This window comes from Marinobacter segnicrescens, assembly GCF_900111555.1.
Taxonomy (GTDB): Bacteria; Pseudomonadota; Gammaproteobacteria; order Pseudomonadales; family Oleiphilaceae; genus Marinobacter; species Marinobacter segnicrescens.
In genome coordinates this window covers 113,910-133,730 of the sequence record NZ_FOHZ01000006.1, presented here as the reverse complement: position 1 = coordinate 133,730, position 19,821 = coordinate 113,910, and the positions used below count along the sequence as shown (strand labels likewise).

The following is a 19,821-nucleotide window of genomic DNA, read 5'->3' as shown; positions in this document are numbered from 1 at the left end:
ACTCGCACGCCTCTGCCCGGCCATCAGTGCCGGGCCTTTTTTTGCCGGATCCGTATATCTCCTGAGAACAACCTCATTTTGATATAAGCTTAGTTTCATTTATTATATCGGCAGTTCACCACTCCGCCTGACGGCGGAGGTCCAGCGTTCAACCGGAGGTATCCATGCCCACTATCGCCTGGGAGAGTTTCACCCCCTGGTCCGCCCTTGCCGGCGGACTGGTTATCGGCCTCGCAGCCGCCCTGTTCGTTCTGCTTAACGGCCGGATTGCAGGCATCAGCGGCATACTTGGCGGCCTGCTTGCCCCTGAGAAAGGCCATATTGCCTGGCGTGTAGCCTTCCTGGCCGGAATGGTCCTTGCGCCGCTGGGCTGGATGGCCCTGGCTGCCCTGCCCGATATCCGCGTAGAAGCCAGCTACCCGGTGGTTATCGTGGCCGGCCTGCTGGTTGGTATCGGTACCAGCTATGGCTCTGGCTGCACCAGTGGTCACGGGGTATGCGGACTGTCGCGCTTCTCCCTGAGATCCCTCGTTGCCACCTTGAGCTTTATGCTGACCGGCTTTGTCACCGTTTACCTTGTGCGCCACGCCTTCGGCGCCTGACATTTCCACAGGAGATTCCAGTATGAAGTACACACTTTCGTCTTTTGTGGCTGGCCTGGTGTTTGGCCTCGGTCTCCTGCTCTCGGGTATGGCCAATCCGGAAAAGGTTCTCGGATTCCTTGACCTGGCAGGCAACTGGGACCCGTCCCTGGCCCTCGTCATGGCGGGCGCTATCATAGTTGGCGTTATTGCCTTTGCCATTGCCAGGCAGCGGCATGTTTCCTTTCTGGGCTTCGACATGCGCCTGCCCTCCGGTGACCAGATATCCAGGCGGCTTGTCATCGGCAGTGTCATGTTCGGTGTAGGCTGGGGCCTGGCTGGCTTCTGTCCTGGCCCGGGCCTGGTAGCCCTGGGTGCCGGCGAGCCAAAAGCGGTAACGTTTGTGGCAGCAATGGTCGCAGGCATGGCCCTGTTCCAGCTGATAGAACGGCGCCGTCAATCAGCCTGACAGGCTTGGTTCCAGGCTGTCCTGGCGGGCGCTTTTCTGTAGAATCCATTCAGGTTTGTTACTGACGCGTTTCCGGCCTGTCCAGCGCTCCACAGGCAGGCCAGGCCGGTGACCATGCCATCAAAGAGATCCCAGACATGGATATTCGCAAGATCGACGACAGCATTTCTGTTGCCCCCCAGATAACCCCGGAAGATGTAGCGGAGCTTGCCCGCCTCGGGTTCCGCACCCTGGTCGCCAATCGCCCCGATCGGGAAGAGCCCGGACAACCGGCCATGGCTGATATTCAGCGTGCCGCCGAGGAGAACGGTCTGAATTGGGTTTTCCTGCCCGTGGAGTCCGGTAATATCCAGGATTCTGACGTAGATGCCTTTGCCCCCATGTTCGAAGAGGCTGAAAAGCCCATGCTGGCATTTTGTCGCTCTGGCACCCGGTGCACTGTGCTGTGGGCCCTGAGCTCAGCCCGCCACATGCCCCTGGAACCCATCATCCAGCGCGCCGGACAGGCCGGCTACGATATCCGTGGGCTGGTACCGCGTCTTCAGCAGCAGGCATCCAGCCACCAGGACTGATCCCGGAACAAGCCGGGTTCGTATGACCGGCTTCGCTGTATTGCTCCGAACCAACTACTCTGAGGATCACCGCCCCCATGACCTACAAGGGTGAGGAAACTTTTCGCCACGGCCAGCCATCACGCCTGGGTATCCTGGTTACCAATCTGGGCACCCCCGATGCCCCCACCACCAGTGCGTTGCGCAGGTATCTCGCCGAATTCCTGTGGGATCCAAGAGTCGTCGAGGTACCTCGCCCGCTGTGGTGGCTGATTCTGCACGGCGTTATCCTGCGGATTCGGCCTTCCCGCTCCGCCGAGGCTTACCGCTCGGTGTGGCAACCGGGAGGTTCGCCCCTGCTGATTCATACCGCCGACCAGTGTGAGGGCATCCGCGCCGCGTTGCAGAAGAAGTACGGCGACAACCTGGTGGTCGGGTTTGCCATGCGTTACGGCAACCCGTCAATCGCCAGTGTGCTTGACCAGATGCAGCAACAGGGCGTGCGCCAGCTTCTGGTGCTTCCCCTGTACCCGCAGTATTCCGCGTCGACCTCGGGGTCCACCTTCGATGCTATCGCGAAGGACTTCACTCGTCGCCGCTGGCTGCCGGACTTCCGGTTTATCAGCCATTACCATGACTTCTCCCCCTACATCGAAGCCATGGCCACCCGGATTGAACGCCACTGGGCAGCCAATGGCCGTAACCAGAAGCTGGTACTTTCCTATCACGGGGTCCCGAAGAAGTACCTGTTGAGAGGGGACCCCTATCACTGCGAATGTCACAAGACCTCAAGGCTGCTGGCGGAGCGTCTGGGGCTCAGCGCAGACGAGTTCATGACCACGTTCCAGTCCAGGTTTGGCCGCGAGGAATGGTTGCAGCCCTACACAGACGAAACCATGAAGTCCCTCCCGGGCAAGGGCGTTGAGTCAGTGGACGTGTTCTGTCCCGGCTTTTCATCCGACTGCCTTGAGACCATCGAGGAGATTAACGAGGAAAACCGGGAATATTTCACTGAGTCAGGCGGCAAGGGCTTTGCCTACATTCCTGCGCTCAACGCCAGTGAGGAGCACATCGAGGCGTTGGTTGCACTGATCGAGCAAAACCTTGAAGGCTGGGCCGCTCCATCCAATGACCCGGAAACGTTACGCAATCGCGAGCAGCGGGCAGAATCGGTGAAAGAACAGCTTGGGTGGTAAACTGACCCGGTAGTCTTTCGATCAGAGGGTCAACAGCCATGAAGCTCAACTGCGATCTCGGGGAAAGTTTCGGCGCCTGGACCATGGGCCAGGATGAGGCGGTCATGCCCTATATTGACATGGCCAATGTTGCTTGCGGTTTTCATGCTTCCGATCCGTCCATTATGGCGACAACGGTAGCCCTGGCGTTGCAACACCGTGTCGAGATCGGAGCGCACCCCTCCTACCAGGACCTGGTGGGCTTTGGACGGCGCTCAATATCCCACACCCCGGAGGAAATACGGGGGCTGATCTGGTACCAGGCGGGCGCCCTTGATGGCATCTGCCGGGCGCACGGCACCCGTGTGACGTACGTGAAACCCCATGGCGCCCTCAACAATGACATGATGAAGGACAGGACCGTCCTGAGGGCGGTCATGGAGGCTGTTGCCAGCTTCCGTGACGGACTGCCGCTGATGCTTCCGGTCACCCTGCAGGCCGACCAGCATCGGGAGCTGGCCGGGCAAATCGGCCTTCCCCTGATTTTCGAAGCCTTCGCTGACCGGGCCTATGATGACCAGGGCCACCTGGTAGCCAGGCGGGAGGCCGGTGCTGTGCATGAGGATCCCGAGGTGATTGTGCAGCAGGCGCTCTCGCTGGTTAGCCGCCAGGGCCTGTGTAGCCGGTCTGGACAGTGGCTGTCCCTGGCTGCCGACACCCTCTGCGTTCATGGCGACAACGCCCATGCCCTTGAAGCCACCCGCCTGATCCGTAAGGCCATCAGAGAACAGCAGGCCAGCGCCTGATAATGACGGTGACAGCCCCCCTTCCTCGCATCATTCCTGTGGCTGAAGATGCCGTGCTGCTTGAATTCAGCCAGCAGATCGATCCGCAACTGGCACCTGTTATTTCAGCCTGGGCTGCAGCCATTCGCCAACAGCTTGGCCAACGACTGACAGACTTGGTGCCGTCCTACGGTTCTATCACCGTTTACTATGATCTGACCTCAGCTGATTTCCGGCTAATTATCAGTCTATTAAAGACTATTCCTGAGAAGCTTTCCCGACAACCAGCTCAACGCCCCGGGCGCCTGGTTGAGTTACCCGTCTGGTATCACCCCTCGGTGGGGCCGGACCTGGAGTCCCTTGCCCACGCCCGTGGGCTTAGCCCCGACCAGGTCGCCGACATCCATAGCGCAACCACATACCAGGTCTACGCCCTGGGTTTTAGCCCGGGTTTCGGCTTTATGGGCCTGGTAGACCCTGCTGTCGCAACCCCGCGCCTTGAGCGGCCGCGTACCCTCGTACCAGCCGGCAGCGTAGGCATCGCGAATCGCCAGACCGCGGTTTACCCTTCGCTATCACCTGGTGGCTGGCAATTGATCGGTCGATGCCCGACGCCGCTCTTCGACGAGGACAACCTTGCCTTACTCACCGTCGGCGATCGGGTGAGGTTTATCGCCGTTAACAGGCATCGTTTCGTGGAGCTTGGAGGTGACGAAACACCCTTTGAAGACACGGAGAGCCCCCGGTGACCGGCCTTCGGATTGAAAACCCCGGCCCCCGCAGCACCGTACAGGACGGCGGTCGCACCGGTTTCCAGCATCAGGGCCTTTCCCCGGGGGGAGCGGCCGATCTTCGTGCATGGCGATGGGCCAACCACCTGCTCGGCAATCCCCCGGACGCGGCCTGTGTGGAAATTACCCTCGGGGGCTTCGCGGCAGAGGCCGAGGGTGACCTTCTGCTCGCCGTAACCGGGGCAAGCGGTGCCGTCCATGTCAATGGCAAGCCGGTACCCGAATGGGGTGTGTTCAGCATGCTGCCAGGCGACCGTTTGCAGCTCGGAGCGCCAGGGCATGGGCTGCTGACCTACCTGGCGGTCGCGGGCGGCTGGCGCACCCGCTCCTTTCTCGGCAGCCGGTCAACGGTCGCACGGGAGGGGCTCCGGGAACTTCGTGCCCTGCGCTGTGGTGACCTGTTGCCTGCCCAGCCGATTCGCCATGAAGCAGCAAGCGACACCATCAGGCGCCGGCAGGTACCTGAACAATGGCGGTCACAGCCAGCGCAACCGGACAAACCCCTGAAGCTCATTCCCGGCCCGGACCGGTCACAGTTCAAACCGACCGACCTGGCCCGCCTTGTACTGAGCGACTACCGGGTGTCCGGGTTATCGGACAGAATGGGTTACCGGCTTGAAGGACCGGCACTGTGCTCTCCAGGTGGCGTGACTTCCAGGGCGGTCAACTGCGGCACCGTGCAGATTCCCGGAGATGGCAAACCGATGGTTATGCTCAACGATCGCCAGACCATTGGCGGCTACACGGTACCGGGTACTGTGCCACGACTGGACTGCAGCCGGCTGGCCCAGTGCCGCCCCGGTGACGTCATACGTTTTACCTGGGCGGATGTCGCGGAATGCCAGGCTGAGCGCATGGTGTTCGAGGAACAGATGAACTCAATGAGCTGGGATCAAGAGGGCCGTCTGGTACGGCGCAGGGGCTGATGGCCGCTGTCCAATCACGCAGGCAACCGACCTGGCCACCAGGCCCGGGTTCAGCTTAGCGCAGGGAAGGCGTTGACAGCCCAGAACATTCCGGTATCATGCACGTCGCTGTCGCAATGGCAGCAACAATTTGGATCAACGGTGGGCTGGCAGAGTGGCTGAATGCAGCGGTCTTGAAAACCGCCGACGGTTAATAGCCGTCCCGGGGTTCGAATCCCTGGCCCACCGCCATTTTCCTTGCTTTATAGTCCCTCCCCCTCGACATCTTCCCTGAAAGCCGTCCCAGACCGAGCGACGATACAGCGTTGCGTTAACACCCCCAGGGAAAAACCTTCCTGGCGACCCATTATGCGGCTCTACCACCTCACAGTCCTTTGAGAAACCAGAACTCCGGGGCGTTTTCGAGATTATTACCCGGGCCAGTTGGAAACCTTTGCCAACGGTTTTCTTGCCTTATTATCAATGTTTTGCCAGTCTAAAAAGGCGTTAATCAAAAAATGCCACGGCTGGGTTCGGGTTTCTCGCGCCCGATCCCTCGGCCTACCTACAGAATAATAAAGCCGGTCAGACCCCAGCCGTGCCTCTTGAGGACGATGGAGAAGAAAGGCATGAACAAGAGCACAATGTTACGGAAAATCACCGGTGCAACCACGCTCACCCTGGCTGCGGCCATCGGTGCGACCAGTGTTGCCAACGCTGCGACCTGGCGCTACGCCCACGAGGAGTATGACGGCGACGTCCAGGACGTCTATGCCGAGTTCTTCAAGGAATACGTTGAGGAGAACTCTGACCACCAGATCCAGATCTTCGAGTTCGGCCAGCTGGGCGAATCCGATGACATCATGGAGCAGACCCAGAACGGTATTCTGCAGTTTGTGAACCAGTCTCCCGGCTTTACCGGCGCGCTTATCCCGGAAGCCCAGATCTTTTTCATCCCCTACCTCATGCCCACCGACATGGACACGGTAGTGGAGTTCTTCCGGGAAAGTGACGCCATCAACGAGATGTTCCCGGAGCTGTACGCAGAAAAAGGCCTGGAGCTCCTGAAAATGTATCCCGAGGGTGAAATGGTCATCACCCTCGATGAGAAGGCCTCCTCACCGGAAGACCTTCAGAACAAGAAGATCCGGGTCATGACCAACCCACTGTTGTCTGCCACCTACGAGGCCTTCGGCGCCACGCCAACACCACTGCCCTGGGGTGAGGTCTATGGTGCCCTGCAGACCAATATGATCGACGGCCAGGAAAACCCGATCTTCTGGATCGAGTCAGGGGGTCTGTACGAGGTGTCACCGAATCTGCTGTTCACCGGCCACGGCTGGTTCACCACCGCCATCATGGCGAACCAGGACTTCTATAACGGTCTGTCCGAGGAAGACCAGAAGCTGGTGCAGGAAGCCGCAGACTACGCCTTTGACAAGATCATCGGCCATATCGACGGTCTCGCCGAGGAGTCCCTTGAGAAGATCACGGAAGCGTCTGACGAGGTTACCGTGACCAAGCTCAATGAAGAGCAGATCCAGGCATTCCGTGAGCGCGCCCCTCAGGTTGAGGAGCGTTTCATCGAAATGACCGGCGAACGTGGTGAGGAGCTGCTCAATCAGTTCAAGGAAGACCTCAAAGAAGTACAAAGCAACTGAGCCGGCAGGCCCCGGGGATCACCCCGGGGCCTGATTGCTTTACAGACCTGTTTCAGAACGGAGTTCGCCCGTCATGACCAATTCAGCCACCGAACCGGATGAAGCCGAAGGCTACAAATCGGGACTACCTGGCCCACTGGGCTTTGTCGACCTGGCAATCGCAAAAATAGAAGCTGTGATGCTTGCGGCCGGTGTGTTGCTAATGGCCCTGAACACCTGCATTAACGTCATCGCCCGCTTTGTGTTCGGAGAGGGCCTTTTCTTCTCGGGCGAGATCAACCGCATACTGATTATCCTGATCACCTTTGCAGGCCTCGGCTACGCCGCACGCCATGGGCGGCACATCCGGATGTCTGCCATCTACGACACATTGCCAACGACGGCCCGCAAGGTCCTGATGGTGGTGATTGCCCTGTTTACGGCAGCGGTCATGTTCTTCCTGTGCTACTACTCGGTGGAATACATACAGAACCTCTACAGCCGTGGACGGGTATTGCCAGCCCTGGGCCTGCCGATCTGGATTATTTACCTCTGGGTACCCATCGGCTTCGCCATCACGGGTATTCAGTACGTTCTCACCGCCATCAAGAACCTCATGGCCAGGGACGTGTATCTGTCGACTTCCGTGCTGGACGGCTACGCCGACACCGAATCCGAAGTCTGACGCCCCGCAAGAGCAAGAAAAAAGGAAACATTCATGGCGACTTTACTACTGGTGATCATGATCGTGCTGCTCCTGCTGGGCTTCCCGATGATGATCCCGCTGCTGACCGCAGCCCTGGTCGGCTTCTACGAGATGTTCAACGGCTTCGGACAGATGACCACCCTGATCCAGCAGATGATGGGGGGCATTCGCCCTGCCTCGTTGATTGCGGTACCCATGTTTATCCTGGCGGCCGATATCATGACCCGGGGCCAGTCTGCCGACCGCCTGATTGCGATGGTTATGTCGTTTATCGGCCATATCAAGGGTGGCCTGGCGATCAGTACCGCCACCTCTTGTACCCTGTTCGGCGCAGTTTCCGGTTCCACCCAGGCGACGGTAGTGGCCATTGGTTCGCCACTGCGGCCAAAGATGCTCAAAGCCGGTTACTCTGACTCCTTTACCCTGGCGCTGATCATCAATGCCAGCGATATCGCTTTCCTGATTCCTCCCAGCATCGGCATGATTATCTATGGGGTAATCTCTGAAACGTCCATCGCCGAACTGTTTATTGCCGGCATCGGCCCCGGCATCATGATCCTGTTGATGTTCTCCCTTTACTGCCTGTTCTATGCCTATCGCAACAAGGTACCTACCGAAGACAAGGCAAGCTGGGGAGAGCGGCTGCGCTCAGTCCGCCAGGCGGTCTGGCCGCTGTTTTTCCCGGTTATTATCGTGGGCGGGATCTATGGCGGCATATTCAGCCCCACTGAGGCAGCTGCCGTCTGTGTGCTCTATGCATTGCTCCTGGAGTTTGTGATTTTCCGCTCCCTGAAGACAATCGATATCTATAGGATTGCCAAGTCCACTGGCCTGATTACTGCAGTGGTGTTTATCCTGGTCGCGGCGGGCAACGGCTTTTCCTATATCATCTCGTTTGCACAGATTCCCCAGACCATCCTGGCAGCTGTCGGTGTGAACGAAGCCGGGCCGGTGGGTGTTCTGGTTGCCATCTGTGTGGCCTTCTTTATCGCCTGCATGTTCGTTGACCCCATCGTGGTGATCCTGGTACTCACCCCGATCTTTGCCCCGGCAATCCAGGCTACCGGCCTCGATCCTGTGCTGGTGGGTGTGTTGATCACGCTGCAGGTTGCTATCGGTTCGGCAACCCCGCCGTTTGGCTGCGACATCTTCACCGCAATCGCAATCTTCAAACGACCCTACTGGGAGGTTATCCGGGGTACACCGCCGTTTATCTTTATCCTGATTCTGGCGGCTGCGCTGCTGATCGCCTTCCCGCAAATAGCCCTGTTCCTGCGGGACGTGGCATTCCGTTGACCAGAAAGCGCGAACGCGCGTTGAGGAGGTGATCATGTTCCGACGAATCCTGGCAGCCGTCGATGGCTCCAAGCCGGCACTGTATGCACTGGAAAAAGCGGTGGAATTCCAGAAACTGACCGGTGCTGAGCTCTATATCATCTGCGTGTTCAAGCATCACAGCCTGTTCGAGGCGTCTCTGTCCATGGTCCGCCCCCAGGAGTTGCAGATTCCCGACCAGGCGCTGACCGAGTACGCACGGGAAGTGGTGGAGCATGCCAAGCAGCACGCACTGGAACTGGGTGCGCCCAGTGTGCGTGGCTTCGTCAAGGGCGGCCGACCGTCGAAAGCCATCGTAAAGTTCGCAAAACAGCATGATGTAGACCTGATCGTGCTGGGCTCCCGGGGCACTCACAGCGACAAGGACGGCATGGTCCTTGGCAGTGTCTCCCAACGCGTCGCCAGTATGGCCAAGTGCCCTACCCTGGTGGTGTAACCATTGATTCCTGCCCGGGTGCCCCCAAATTGAAGGTCAGTGATACCGGATGCTACCGCTCCGATTCCAAGCCAACGGTGAGACTCTATGACCACTGACAAAACCCCTCAATCTGATCAGCCGGAACGGGAACGGGATCGGCGATTCTCGGTTTCAGCAAACCGTGGCTCGGCCCGTCATCGGATAAGATATGTCGAGGCTGGTGGCGCATCTGTTGATATCGAAGAATGCACATTTTGCCAGGCCAATCCTGAACTCGACTGGGAGCCCGGCACTACCGGCAGAAAACGGCAGCCCGAAGACTCCGGTCATGGCCAGTCAGCATCCGACAAACATTAATTTGAAGTAATGCGGAACCCTGACAACTGAAAATTGTCTGAATTCCTGAACCTTAACGATTGAAACTTGATGGCCGTCCATTATGATGGGCGGTATGGCGCAAGGGTTCCGAACCGGGAACCGCTAACCCACGAGCAATCATCCTACGGAGACACACATGGATAACAGGCGTTTCAACGTCAACCAGAACCAGGGTACCTATGCGGCTCCGCGAGCCGGTGCAGGCACCGGCATCAGCGCCGATGCCACGAAGGTGCTGAAAAATACCTACATGCTGCTGGCCATGACACTTGTCTTCAGCGCTGTTATGGCGGGTGTCTCCATGGCAATGGGACTCGGCCACGGGATTGGCATGGTCTGCTCCCTCGTTGCACTGGGTCTGATCTGGTTTGTACTACCCCGCACTGCCAACAGCCCGGCAGGTATCGGTGTGGTATTCGCATTTACCGGCCTGCTTGGCCTTTCCCTGGGGCCGCTTCTGTCCCATTACCTGGCACTTTCGAACGGTGGCGCCGTTGTTATGCAGGCGCTGGGCGGCACGGCGATCGTGTTCTTCGCCCTGTCCGGCTACGTGCTGACCACAAAGAAGGACTTCTCCTTCATGCGCAGCTTCCTGGTCGCCGGTCTGGTGGTGGTTCTGGTAACCATGCTGGGCGCTATGGTTGCTTCCATGTTCGGCGTTGATGTCAGCATGCTGAGCCTGGCCTTGAGCGGTGCGATTGTGCTGCTGATGTCTGGCTTTATCCTGTTCGACACCAGTCGAATCGTGAACGGTGGCGAAACCAACTACGTCATGGCGACTGTTGGCCTCTACCTCAGCATCTACAACCTGTTCGTTTCCCTGCTGCACATCATTGGTGCGCTGAGCAACGAATAGCGCGTCAGGCGACCTGACGCCCAACGGAAAAGCCCCGCCCTGCGGGGCTTTTTTCTTGCTACCATCCATTACGGACAACTGATCTGATTCCGGGATATTGGCAATGCCTGACATTTCTACAACCAGCAAACCCGGCTACAGCCTGGTGATCACCGGGGCACCCTATGTCAGCCAGGCACCCGCCACCGCCCATGCCTTCTGCCAGACGTTACTGGAGACCGGCCACAAGATTGACCTGGTGTTCCTGTATGGTGACGGAGTCCACCTGGCCTCTGCCCTCAATACACCGCCTTCCGATGAAACTGACTGGACATCTCGCTGGCAGGCCCTCGCTGGCGAACACCAGATTACCCCGGTGGTCTGCATCGCCTCCGCCCTGCGCCGGGGGCTGCTGAACGACGAGGAAGCACGCCGCTATGAGAAGCCTGCGGCCAATCTGGCCAATGGATTCGCCATCGCAGGGCTCGGAGAGTGGGTACAAGCGGTGACCAGTTCGGATCGGGTGGTCTATTTCCATGGAGGTGCGTGAGATGAGCGATGCCACCACCAAGACCCTTCTTATCGTCATTGACAGCCCACCATACGGTGACTGGCGGGGCCGGGAAGCCCTGGATATGGCCTTTTCGCTGGCAGCATTTGACCAGCCTGTCGCCTTGCTGTTCCGTGGTGAAGGCGTCAATTGGCTCAGACCTGGCCAGGATGGCGCATCGATAAACCAGAAAACCGTGAGCCGGAACCTGGGCGCGGCAAGGATGTTCGGTGTCAGTGAACTCTTTGCCGATACAGCCTCCCTGGCTCGCTTCGGGGTAGAAAGGCCCCAGCCCGAGGTTGAGCCGGTCGTTGCTGACGCCGCTTTCTATACTCGCTTTCAGGAGGTGATCCAGCCATGACCAGCTCAGCCGTCAATGGCAAGACACTGCCCACATTGCACCTGCTCAACAAGCCCCCCTCACACCCACGGTTTCGGGACTGTCTGGGCGCTGTAGCAAACGAGGATAGTCTATTGCTGATGGAAAGTGCGGTTATCGCACTGGCTGATGCCACCCTGGCGCTACCGGCCAATACCCGTGCGTTAAGGCACGACTGCCTGGCCCGGGGTCTCGACGAAGACACCCAGGAGGACGTGGAGTTGATCGATATCCGGGGCATGGTCGAGCTCACCGACCGGTTCCCACGAGTGGTCAGCTGGTAGCCGTTTCAGGAGACAAGTCCGGATGCCAATACCCGAACGCAACAACGAAGGCTTTCTCGAAGATGCCTGGCAATGGAATGAAGCTATCGCCAGCAAAATTGCTTCAGAGTCAAATATTGACCTGGATGAAAAGCATTGGGAGATCATATGGTTATTAAGGGACTTTTACAAAGAACATGAAATTTCCCCACCATCCAACCGCCTGTTTGTGAAGGCCGTAAGGGAAATTCTGGGAGAGGAAAAGGGTAACAGTATCTACCTGATGCAGCTGTTCCCGGGCACACCGGCAAAAACCGCGTGCCGAATCGCGGGCCTGCCCAGGCCCACGAATTGCCTGTAGACAATGATACAGACGGTCCGGTTTGCTCCCATAAAAAAGCCCCGATCTCTGGAGATCGGGGCTTTTCAGGCTGGACAGCAGACCGCCAGGAACACCGAAACCTTCCTGGAAACCTTACTGGTAGTAAGCGTTTTCCTTGTAGGAATGATCGGTGACATCCCGAACTGCAGTAATCTCCGGCACACGCTCTTTCAGTGTGGATTCAACGCCCTGCTTCAGGGTCAGGCTGACAGCGCTGCAACCCTGGCAACCGCCGCCGAACCGAAGTACGGCAACGGATTCATCAACAATTTCGACCAACTGAACATCACCGCCGTGGGACGCCAGCCCCGGATTGATTTCTGACGCCAGTATGTAGTTGACCCGATCCGGCAGCGGAGCGTCGTCATCAATCTTGGGAACCTTCGCATTGGGCGCCTTGATGGTCAGCTGGCCACCCATCTGATCCTTGGCATAGTCCACGTAGGCTTCTTCCAGGAAAGGTACCGAGTTGTGGTCCAGGAACAGGGTGAACTTGCCCAGGTCGAGCTGCTCATCGGTGGGCACCACCTCGTTGGGTGGACAGTAGGCAAGGCAGGTCTCGGCGTGCTTGGTGCCCGGCTGGGTCACGAAAATGCGCACACCCATGCCTTCTACGTCCTGCTTGTTGATCAGTTCGGCAAGATAGTCTCTTGCAGAGTCGGTAACAGTAACCAGTGCCATTTCGTAAACCTGTTTGAAAATGTGAGTTCATTTTAACGGAGTTCGCGGGATCCTGAAAGACCAAGTAAAATAGTCAGACTTTATACTGGATATAGGCGCAGACCCGACGATTCAAGGGTTGAGAGACTTGACCCATATCAGGGCCTGCAGGACGCCATGGGACAACTTTGGTATTATGCGCCGCTCCGAATCGCACACTCATTACTCCCGGAAAGACCTGACCATGACCGATCGCGCAACACGACTCGCCCAGCTTCACCAGGCTCTCAAGGAACGCATTGTCGTCCTCGATGGCGGAATGGGCACCATGATCCAGAACGAGAAGCTGGATGAGGCCGCCTTTCGCGGTGAGCGATTCCGGGACTATGAACGAGAGATCAAGGGCAATAACGACTTGCTCTGCCTGAGCCAACCTGACCTCCTGACCCGCATCCATGCCGACTACCTGGAAGCCGGGGCGGATATCATCGAAACCAATACCTTCAACTCCACCCGGCTGTCCCAGGCCGACTACGGCCTTGAAGCGCTGGTCCCGGAGCTGAACCTGGAATCTGCAAGGCTTGCCAGGGCCGTCGCGGACGACTTTACCGCCCGCAACCCCGACAAGCCCCGCTTCGTGGCCGGCGCCATCGGGCCGACCTCCCGCACAGCGTCTATCTCTCCGGATGTAAATAACCCCGGTTACCGCAATGTGGATTTCCAGACCCTCGTCGATAACTATTACGAAGCTGCCAGGTATCTCACCGAAGGCGGCTGTGACCTGATATTGATTGAGACCATCTTTGACACCCTCAACGCCAAGGCTGCCATCTACGCGGTACAACAGTACTTTGAGGATTCCGGTGTCGAACTGCCGCTGATGATTTCCGGCACCATTACCGATGCTTCCGGTCGTACCCTGTCTGGCCAGACTACTGAGGCTTTCTGGAACTCCGTTGCCCACGCCCGGCCGCTCACCGTGGGGCTGAACTGTGCCCTGGGGGCGGATGCCCTTCGACCCTACGTGGAAGAATTGTCGGCAAAGGCGGATACCTATATCAGCGCCCACCCCAACGCGGGCTTGCCCAACGAGTTCGGCGAATACGATCAGACCCCCGAGGAAATGGCATCCATCATCGAGGGCTTTGCCCGGGATGGCTTCCTCAACATCATCGGCGGCTGCTGTGGTTCTCGCCCGGATCATATCGCAGCCATTGCCGAGGCCGTAGCCAAGTACCCTCCCCGCCAGATCCCCGAGCGCCCGAAGGTTCTCCGCCTTTCCGGCCTGGAACCGTTCACTGGTGATGAAAACACCCTGTTTATCAATGTGGGTGAGCGCACCAACGTCACCGGCTCAAAACGTTTTCTGCGGCTTATCAAGGAAGAGCAGTACGAAGAGGCCCTCAGTGTGGCCCGGGACCAGGTGGAGAATGGAGCCCAGATCATCGATATCAACATGGACGAGGGCATGCTGGAGTCAAAGGAGGTGATGGTTACCTTCCTGAAGCTGGTGGCCTCCGAGCCGGATATCTCCCGTGTGCCCATTATGCTGGACTCCTCCAAGTGGGAGGTCATTGAAGCTGGCCTGCGCTGCGTTCAGGGCAAGTCCGTCGTCAACTCCATCTCCCTAAAGGAAGGTGAGGAAGAGTTTCTCAAGCGGGCCCGGGACTGCATGCGGTACGGCGCTGCGGTTGTGGTCATGGCCTTTGATGAACAGGGCCAGGCGGATACGTTTGAACGCAAGACCGAGATCTGTAAACGCTCCTACGATCTGCTGGTCGGCATAGGCTTCAACCCCGGGGATATCATCTTCGACCCCAATATCTTTGCCATCGCCACCGGGATTGAAGAACACAACAACTACGCGGTGGATTTCATCAACGCGACCCGCTGGATCCGCGAAAACCTGCCCTACACCTCGATCTCAGGGGGCGTAAGTAACGTCTCCTTCTCATTCCGGGGCAACGATGTCGTGCGCGAAGCCATTCACTCGGTGTTCCTGTACCACGCCATCAAGGCTGGCATGAACATGGGTATCGTCAACCCCGGCCAGCTCGTGGTCTATGACGAGATTGACCCGGAACTGAAGGAGCTGGTCGAAGACGTGGTGCTTAACCGCCGTGAAGATGCCACCGACCGGCTGCTGGAGATCGCCGAGCGCTACAAGGGCCAGGGCGGCAAGACCAGGGAAGAAGACCTGGCATGGCGCGAATGGCCCGTTGAAAAGCGGATCGAGCATGCCCTGGTGAAAGGGATCACCACCTATATCCTGGAAGACGCTGAAGAATGCCGTCAGCGGGCCGAACACCCCATCGAGGTTATCGAAGGCCCCCTGATGGACGGCATGAACGTGGTGGGCGACCTCTTTGGTGACGGCAAGATGTTCCTGCCCCAGGTGGTAAAGAGCGCTCGCGTCATGAAGCAGGCAGTTGCCCACCTGATTCCCTATATCGAGGCGGAGAAGACCGAGGACCAGAAAGCCAAGGGCAAGATCCTCATGGCTACCGTGAAGGGTGACGTCCACGATATCGGCAAGAACATCGTTGGAGTGGTCCTGCAGTGTAACAACTATGAAGTCATCGACCTGGGGGTTATGGTTCCCTGCGAAAAGATCCTGGATACCGCCCGCAAGGAAAACGTCGACATTATCGGTCTGTCCGGTCTGATCACGCCGTCCCTGGACGAGATGGTCCACGTGGCCCGTGAGATGCAGCGGCTCGACTTCAACATTCCCCTGATGATTGGTGGCGCTACCACGTCCAAGGCTCACACCGCAGTCAAGATTGAGCCCCAGTACAAGAACGACGTTGCCCTGTACGTGTCCGATGCTTCCCGTTGCGTCAACGTGGCCTCCACCCTGCTCAGTCGCAATGGCAAGCCGGAGTACGTCGCAGGCATTCGCAAGGAATACGATGAAATTCGCGAACGCCGCAAGAACCGTGGCGACCGCACCAAACTGGTCTCCCTGAGCGAAGCCCGGGCGCGCGCGCCAGAGATCGACTTCGAGACCTACCAGCCAGTACGCCCCTCGTTCCTGGGTGTACGCAGCTTCGAGGACTACGACCTGGAAGAGCTGGTGGACTATATCGACTGGACGCCGTTCTTCATCTCCTGGGACATTGCAGGCAAATACCCGGCGGTACTGGACGATCCCAAGCGTGGAGAGGCGGCCCGCAGCCTGTTCAACGACGGCCAGGCGATCCTGAAGCGGATGATCGCGGAAAAACGCGTCCGGGCCCGGGCGGTTATCGGTTTCTGGCCTGCTCGCCGACGTGGCGATGACATTGTGGTCTACAAGGACGAGTCCTGCAGTGACGAACTGACTGTGCTCCACCACCTGCGTCAACAGGACGAGAAAGCCCCGGGGCAACCCATGCGGGCCTTGTCGGACTTCATCGCGCCAGAATCCAATGGCTGCGACTACGTCGGTGGCTTTGCGGTGACTACCGGCATCGGCGCTGAAGAATTCTCCCTGGAGTTCAAGGAGGCCAATGATGACTACAACGCCATTATGGTGAAAGCGCTGGCAGACCGCCTGGCGGAAGCCTTCGCCGAGCGTATGCATGAGCGTGTGCGCAAGGAGTTCTGGGGCTATCAACCGGAAGAGTCGCTGGAGAACGAAGACCTTATCCGGGAAAAATACCAGGGCATCCGCCCCGCCCCTGGCTATCCGGCCTGCCCGGACCACACCGAGAAGGCGACGCTGTTTGAACTGCTGCAGGCGCCGGAAAATGCGGGTATCGAGCTGACCGAACACTTTGCCATGTTCCCGACCGCGGCGGTTTCCGGCTGGTATTTTGCCCACCCGGAATCAAAGTACTTCGCCGTGGGCAAGATCGGCAAGGACCAGGTAGCAGATTACGCGGAGCGCAAGGAACTGAGCAAGGCCGAGGCTGAGCGCTGGCTCGCCCCAAGCCTGGCCTATGATCCCGCGGAATAGCAATGAAGCACAGGTGGTCGGCAGAGCCCTTGAGTTCTTTCCGGCCACCCGGCATTCTCAATAGAACAAGAACAATCCGGGACGGAGAATATCCATGTCAGACCAGGTATCAGGGCAGTCACGAAACGGGGATCATCCCCCTCGCCGCAAGGGTCCGGGCGTATTGAAGGTTCTCCAGAGCGTAATGGCTGGAGCCTTTGGTGTTCAGTCCGGTAAACGCCACGAAGAGGATTTCAGCAGCCACAGCCCCTGGCCCTATATCGTCGCGGGCCTGATCTTCACCGTTGGCTTTGTCGGCGCGCTGGCGCTGATTGTCCAGTGGGTACTGGCGTCACATTAAGAAAATGGCAGTGAGCTATACAAAGCACTGGCAGGAGGGAAAACAACGGCAGGCATACCCGTAAGTACCACCTGCCGTGGGGCATTTCGACCGGGTTACTGGCCGGACACCCAGGTAACAGCGAAAGCCACCACCAGCAGAGCCAGCATGGTGAATGCGATGGCATCGACCTGACTGTCTTTCAGGGTACTTTTCTTCATAGACGGTTCTCCGTGATTACTGTTGTTGGTCTTGTTTTTCCTCGAATTCCGGTTACCGCGATCGGCCCCCCTAATTTAGGTTACCTTATCGGGCAAGTCCACCCGGCTGTGCCCCCTATTTCCTGTTTTTGTTAACCGGCAACCCGGATTAAAACCACCGGAAAGTCAGCCGCTGCTTATCACTTAAATCGATTACTATATTTTGAAATAATCATTTTAAGAATAAGGGCGTGGTGCTATCCTGCCCCGCATCTGCACTGATTGACCGATGTCATCCCTTTCAGGAACAGTGCCCAGACTTATTCAGGACCACCCGATTATGTACGTTTACGATGAACACGACCGGCAGCTTCTGGCAGAGCGCGTTGCCCAGTTCCGGGACCAGACCGATCGTGCCCTCGCTGGCGAGCTGAGTGAAGACGAGTTTCTCCCCCTGCGTTTGCAGAACGGCCTGTACGTGCAGCGGCTGGCCCCCATGCTACGCATCTGCGTACCCTACGGCATGATGCGCTCCGGGCAGCTTCGCCGCCTGGCGCGAATTACCCGTGACTACGACAAGGGCTATGCCCACTTCACCACCCGCCAGAACGTACAGCTGAACTGGCCGGCGCTTGAGGACGTGCCTGACATCCTTGCGGAACTGGCCGAGGTGGAAATGCACGCTAACCAGACCAGTGGCAACTGCATTCGCAACACCACAACGGATCAGTTTGCCGGCGTACAGGCGGACGAGATTACCGACCCGCGACCCTATTGCGAGATTATCCGGCAATGGTCCACCTATCACCCTGAGTTTGCTTTCTTGCCCCGCAAGTTCAAGGTGGCGGTCAATGCCTCCGAGCATAGCGACCGTGCGGCTATCCAGATCCACGACATCGGCCTTCAGATGGTCCGTAATGAGGCGGGTGAACTGGGCTTTCGGGTGCATGTAGGTGGCGGGCTTGGTCGTACTCCCATGGTTGGCCCGGTGATTCGTGACTTTATTCCCGAGCATGACCTGTTGACCTATCTTGAAGCCATTCTGCGCGTCTATAACCGCTATGGTCGCCGTGACAACAAATATAAGGCGCGGATCAAGATCCTGGTAAAGGCACTGACCCCGGAAGGGTTCGCCGAGAGGGTTGAAGCAGAGTGGGCCCACATCAAGGACTCCCCCACTCACCTCACCCGTGACGCCATTGACCGGATGAAGGGGTTCTTCACCGAACCCGCCTATAAGGCGCTGCAGGATAACCCGCCGGCGCTGGCAACGCCCCGTAGCGAAAGCAAGGCGTTCGACAACTGGATCCGCCGCAATGTAAACAGCCACAAGCAGCCGGGCTATGCCATCGTCACCCTGACCATGAAGAAAACCGGTACACCGCCAGGCAATGTGACTGACCGCCAGCTTGAGCAGATTGCCGACGTGGCAGACCAATACAGTTTCGGTGAAGTGCGGGTGACCCACGAACAGAACGTGGTATTGGCCGACGTTCGGCAGGACCAGTTGTTCGAGCTGTGGCAGGCCATCCGGCCCATGGGCTTTGCCACCGCCAACCTGAACACCCTGACCGACATTATCTGCTGCCCGGGAGGCGATTACTGCGCCCTCGCCAATGCCAAGTCGATTCCGGTGGCAGAGTCGATACAGCGTCGCTTTGATGACCTGGATTTTCTCTACGACCTCGGCAATATCGATCTGAACATTTCAGGCTGCATGAACGCCTGTGGTCATCACCATGTCGGTCACATCGGCGTGCTGGGCGTGGACAAGAAAGGCGAAGAGTACTACCAGATCAGCCTCGGAGGCGCGTCGCAGCACGACGCTGCTATCGGCAAGATCCTGGGGCCCTCCTTCGCCAGGGATGACATGCCCCAGGTGATCGAGAAGATTATCAACGTCTACGTGGACAACCGGACCGAGGAAGAAGAATTCCTCGATACCTACCGCCGTATCGGAATCGCCCCCTTCAAGGAGCGTGTATATGCGTAATATTGTCAAACACGACGGCACGATTGTTGTCGATGCCTGGCAGGTACTTGAGCATCCGGCCGAGGGCGATTCATTGGCCCTGCCGGAGGGGCCATGCCTCGTTCCTGCGGAGCTCTGGCTCGCAGGCCGGGAGCATTTCGTCGGTAATGAGCAGGTCGGCCTGTGGCTGGACAGTCATGAAGAGCCCGAGCTGATTGCGGACCATATTCATCAGCTTCCCCTGATTGCAGTGAACTTTCCCAAGTTCAGTGATGGCCGGGGATATTCCTCCGCTCGCCTGCTCCGGGAGCGCTTTGGCTACCGGGGTGAACTCCGGGCAATCGGCGATGTTCTGTTGGATCAGCTCCAGTTCATGAAGCGCTGCGGCTTTGATAGCTACGCCTTGCGGCCAGACAAGGACATCAGCAAGGCCCCTCGTTGCCTGAACTTCTTCAGCAACGCCTACCAGGCCGCTACAGACAATGATGAACCACTGTTCCGTCGCCGGGGCGAATTTCCGGTCGCGGCAACGGCATAATCCCTGAGCACGGCAAAAAAAACGCTGACCTGGAACAGGTCAGCGTTTT

22 protein-coding genes and 1 tRNA gene are annotated in these 19,821 nt (G+C 58.2%); 22 read left to right on the top strand and 1 reads right to left on the bottom strand.

Annotation, left to right across the window (positions count from 1 at the left end):
• The first annotated feature begins 164 nt into the window (after positions 1-164).
• From BM036_RS08405 to BM036_RS08320, 18 genes are all read left to right on the top strand, one after another.
• The gene (locus BM036_RS08405; RefSeq protein WP_091850432.1) at positions 165-602 is read left to right on the top strand and encodes a YeeE/YedE family protein; all 438 of its coding nucleotides are present in this window, start codon (positions 165-167) and stop codon (positions 600-602) included.
• 22 nt (positions 603-624) lie between these two features.
• Positions 625-1,050 carry a YeeE/YedE family protein gene (locus BM036_RS08400; RefSeq protein ID WP_091850430.1) on the top strand — a complete coding sequence of 142 codons (426 nt, stop codon included), beginning with the start codon at positions 625-627 and terminating at the stop codon, positions 1,048-1,050.
• Between the two features lie 137 nt (positions 1,051-1,187).
• Positions 1,188-1,622: a protein tyrosine phosphatase family protein gene (locus BM036_RS08395; RefSeq protein WP_091850428.1), complete on the top strand. Its 435-nt coding sequence runs from the start codon at positions 1,188-1,190 to the stop codon at positions 1,620-1,622.
• 77 nt (positions 1,623-1,699) lie between these two features.
• Positions 1,700-2,797 carry a ferrochelatase gene (gene hemH, locus BM036_RS08390; protein WP_091850426.1) on the top strand — a complete coding sequence of 366 codons (1,098 nt, stop codon included), beginning with the start codon at positions 1,700-1,702 and terminating at the stop codon, positions 2,795-2,797.
• Between the two features lie 38 nt (positions 2,798-2,835).
• Positions 2,836-3,582: a 5-oxoprolinase subunit PxpA gene (locus BM036_RS08385; protein WP_091850424.1), complete on the top strand. Its 747-nt coding sequence runs from the start codon at positions 2,836-2,838 to the stop codon at positions 3,580-3,582.
• A 2-nt stretch (positions 3,583-3,584) separates the two neighbouring features.
• Complete coding sequence (gene pxpB / locus BM036_RS08380; protein ID WP_091850422.1) at positions 3,585-4,310, top strand: 5-oxoprolinase subunit PxpB; 726 nt, start codon at positions 3,585-3,587, stop codon at positions 4,308-4,310.
• A complete protein-coding gene (locus tag BM036_RS08375; protein ID WP_091850420.1) occupies positions 4,307-5,278 on the top strand; it encodes a 5-oxoprolinase subunit C family protein in 972 nt (323 codons plus the stop codon). Before pxpB ends, BM036_RS08375 begins: the two co-directional genes overlap by 4 nt.
• 140 nt (positions 5,279-5,418) lie before the next feature.
• Positions 5,419-5,509 (top strand) — tRNA-Ser (locus tag BM036_RS08370).
• Positions 5,510-5,886: 377 nt separating this feature from the next.
• Positions 5,887-6,918, top strand: coding sequence for a TRAP transporter substrate-binding protein (locus BM036_RS08365; protein ID WP_091850418.1), 1,032 nt, complete (start codon positions 5,887-5,889; stop codon positions 6,916-6,918).
• A gap of 73 nt (positions 6,919-6,991) precedes the next feature.
• On the top strand, positions 6,992-7,582 hold the full coding sequence (locus BM036_RS08360) for a TRAP transporter small permease (RefSeq protein WP_091850416.1): 591 nt from the start codon (positions 6,992-6,994) through the stop codon (positions 7,580-7,582).
• A gap of 33 nt (positions 7,583-7,615) precedes the next feature.
• Complete coding sequence (locus tag BM036_RS08355; protein WP_091850414.1) at positions 7,616-8,899, top strand: TRAP transporter large permease; 1,284 nt, start codon at positions 7,616-7,618, stop codon at positions 8,897-8,899.
• 34 nt (positions 8,900-8,933) lie between these two features.
• Positions 8,934-9,374, top strand: coding sequence for a universal stress protein (locus BM036_RS08350; protein WP_091850412.1), 441 nt, complete (start codon positions 8,934-8,936; stop codon positions 9,372-9,374).
• A gap of 87 nt (positions 9,375-9,461) precedes the next feature.
• A complete protein-coding gene (locus BM036_RS08345; protein WP_091850410.1) occupies positions 9,462-9,713 on the top strand; it encodes a hypothetical protein in 252 nt (83 codons plus the stop codon).
• A gap of 157 nt (positions 9,714-9,870) precedes the next feature.
• Positions 9,871-10,590, top strand: a complete 720-nt coding sequence (locus BM036_RS08340) for a Bax inhibitor-1 family protein (RefSeq protein WP_091850409.1) — start codon at positions 9,871-9,873, stop codon at positions 10,588-10,590.
• A 103-nt stretch (positions 10,591-10,693) separates the two neighbouring features.
• A complete protein-coding gene (tusD, locus tag BM036_RS08335; protein WP_091850407.1) occupies positions 10,694-11,119 on the top strand; it encodes a sulfurtransferase complex subunit TusD in 426 nt (141 codons plus the stop codon).
• 1 nt (position 11,120) lies between these two features.
• On the top strand, positions 11,121-11,480 hold the full coding sequence (locus BM036_RS08330) for a DsrE family protein (RefSeq protein WP_091850405.1): 360 nt from the start codon (positions 11,121-11,123) through the stop codon (positions 11,478-11,480).
• Positions 11,477-11,782: a sulfurtransferase complex subunit TusB gene (gene tusB / locus BM036_RS08325; RefSeq protein WP_091850403.1), complete on the top strand. Its 306-nt coding sequence runs from the start codon at positions 11,477-11,479 to the stop codon at positions 11,780-11,782. Before BM036_RS08330 ends, tusB begins: the two co-directional genes overlap by 4 nt.
• Before the next feature lie 22 nt (positions 11,783-11,804).
• Positions 11,805-12,122 (top strand): TusE/DsrC/DsvC family sulfur relay protein, encoded by a 318-nt coding sequence (locus BM036_RS08320; protein ID WP_091850401.1) that lies wholly within the window; start codon positions 11,805-11,807, stop codon positions 12,120-12,122.
• Between the two features lie 114 nt (positions 12,123-12,236).
• On the opposite strand, the gene nfuA is transcribed toward BM036_RS08320, so the two are convergent.
• On the bottom strand, positions 12,237-12,824 hold the full coding sequence (nfuA, locus tag BM036_RS08315) for a Fe-S biogenesis protein NfuA (RefSeq protein ID WP_091850400.1): 588 nt from the start codon (positions 12,822-12,824) through the stop codon (positions 12,237-12,239).
• Between the two features lie 223 nt (positions 12,825-13,047).
• Here nfuA and metH point away from each other — a divergent pair, with 223 nt between their 5' ends.
• From metH to BM036_RS08295, 4 genes are all read left to right on the top strand, one after another.
• The gene (metH, locus tag BM036_RS08310; RefSeq protein ID WP_091850399.1) at positions 13,048-16,743 is read left to right on the top strand and encodes a methionine synthase; all 3,696 of its coding nucleotides are present in this window, start codon (positions 13,048-13,050) and stop codon (positions 16,741-16,743) included.
• A 94-nt stretch (positions 16,744-16,837) separates the two neighbouring features.
• A complete protein-coding gene (locus BM036_RS08305) occupies positions 16,838-17,083 on the top strand; it encodes a DUF2970 domain-containing protein (protein ID WP_091850397.1) in 246 nt (81 codons plus the stop codon).
• A gap of 519 nt (positions 17,084-17,602) precedes the next feature.
• The gene (locus BM036_RS08300) at positions 17,603-19,255 is read left to right on the top strand and encodes a nitrite/sulfite reductase (protein WP_091850395.1); all 1,653 of its coding nucleotides are present in this window, start codon (positions 17,603-17,605) and stop codon (positions 19,253-19,255) included.
• Positions 19,248-19,772, top strand: a complete 525-nt coding sequence (locus BM036_RS08295) for a DUF934 domain-containing protein (RefSeq protein ID WP_091850393.1) — start codon at positions 19,248-19,250, stop codon at positions 19,770-19,772. The genes BM036_RS08300 and BM036_RS08295 overlap by 8 nt, the downstream gene beginning before the upstream one ends.
• Positions 19,773-19,821 lie beyond the last annotated feature (49 nt).

What these genes read in the sequence shown, in the direction of transcription:
- BM036_RS08295 (WP_091850393.1), top strand. Translation starts at nt 19,248, where the DNA reads ATGCGTAATATTGTCAAACACGACGGCACGATTGTTGTCGATGCCTGG.
- BM036_RS08395 (WP_091850428.1), top strand. Translation starts at nt 1,188, where the DNA reads ATGGATATTCGCAAGATCGACGACAGCATTTCTGTTGCCCCCCAGATA.
- pxpB (WP_091850422.1), top strand. Translation starts at nt 3,585, where the DNA reads ATGACGGTGACAGCCCCCCTTCCTCGCATCATTCCTGTGGCTGAAGAT.
- tusD (WP_091850407.1), top strand. Translation starts at nt 10,694, where the DNA reads ATGCCTGACATTTCTACAACCAGCAAACCCGGCTACAGCCTGGTGATC.
- BM036_RS08355 (WP_091850414.1), top strand. Translation starts at nt 7,616, where the DNA reads ATGGCGACTTTACTACTGGTGATCATGATCGTGCTGCTCCTGCTGGGC.
- hemH (WP_091850426.1), top strand. Translation starts at nt 1,700, where the DNA reads ATGACCTACAAGGGTGAGGAAACTTTTCGCCACGGCCAGCCATCACGC.
- BM036_RS08345 (WP_091850410.1), top strand. Translation starts at nt 9,462, where the DNA reads ATGACCACTGACAAAACCCCTCAATCTGATCAGCCGGAACGGGAACGG.
- BM036_RS08305 (WP_091850397.1), top strand. Translation starts at nt 16,838, where the DNA reads ATGTCAGACCAGGTATCAGGGCAGTCACGAAACGGGGATCATCCCCCT.
- BM036_RS08340 (WP_091850409.1), top strand. Translation starts at nt 9,871, where the DNA reads ATGGATAACAGGCGTTTCAACGTCAACCAGAACCAGGGTACCTATGCG.
- BM036_RS08330 (WP_091850405.1), top strand. Translation starts at nt 11,121, where the DNA reads ATGAGCGATGCCACCACCAAGACCCTTCTTATCGTCATTGACAGCCCA.
- BM036_RS08405 (WP_091850432.1), top strand. Translation starts at nt 165, where the DNA reads ATGCCCACTATCGCCTGGGAGAGTTTCACCCCCTGGTCCGCCCTTGCC.
- BM036_RS08365 (WP_091850418.1), top strand. Translation starts at nt 5,887, where the DNA reads ATGAACAAGAGCACAATGTTACGGAAAATCACCGGTGCAACCACGCTC.
- BM036_RS08385 (WP_091850424.1), top strand. Translation starts at nt 2,836, where the DNA reads ATGAAGCTCAACTGCGATCTCGGGGAAAGTTTCGGCGCCTGGACCATG.
- BM036_RS08320 (WP_091850401.1), top strand. Translation starts at nt 11,805, where the DNA reads ATGCCAATACCCGAACGCAACAACGAAGGCTTTCTCGAAGATGCCTGG.
- BM036_RS08360 (WP_091850416.1), top strand. Translation starts at nt 6,992, where the DNA reads ATGACCAATTCAGCCACCGAACCGGATGAAGCCGAAGGCTACAAATCG.
- BM036_RS08350 (WP_091850412.1), top strand. Translation starts at nt 8,934, where the DNA reads ATGTTCCGACGAATCCTGGCAGCCGTCGATGGCTCCAAGCCGGCACTG.
- nfuA (WP_091850400.1), bottom strand. Translation starts at nt 12,824, where the DNA reads ATGGCACTGGTTACTGTTACCGACTCTGCAAGAGACTATCTTGCCGAA.
- BM036_RS08400 (WP_091850430.1), top strand. Translation starts at nt 625, where the DNA reads ATGAAGTACACACTTTCGTCTTTTGTGGCTGGCCTGGTGTTTGGCCTC.
- tusB (WP_091850403.1), top strand. Translation starts at nt 11,477, where the DNA reads ATGACCAGCTCAGCCGTCAATGGCAAGACACTGCCCACATTGCACCTG.
- BM036_RS08300 (WP_091850395.1), top strand. Translation starts at nt 17,603, where the DNA reads ATGTACGTTTACGATGAACACGACCGGCAGCTTCTGGCAGAGCGCGTT.
- metH (WP_091850399.1), top strand. Translation starts at nt 13,048, where the DNA reads ATGACCGATCGCGCAACACGACTCGCCCAGCTTCACCAGGCTCTCAAG.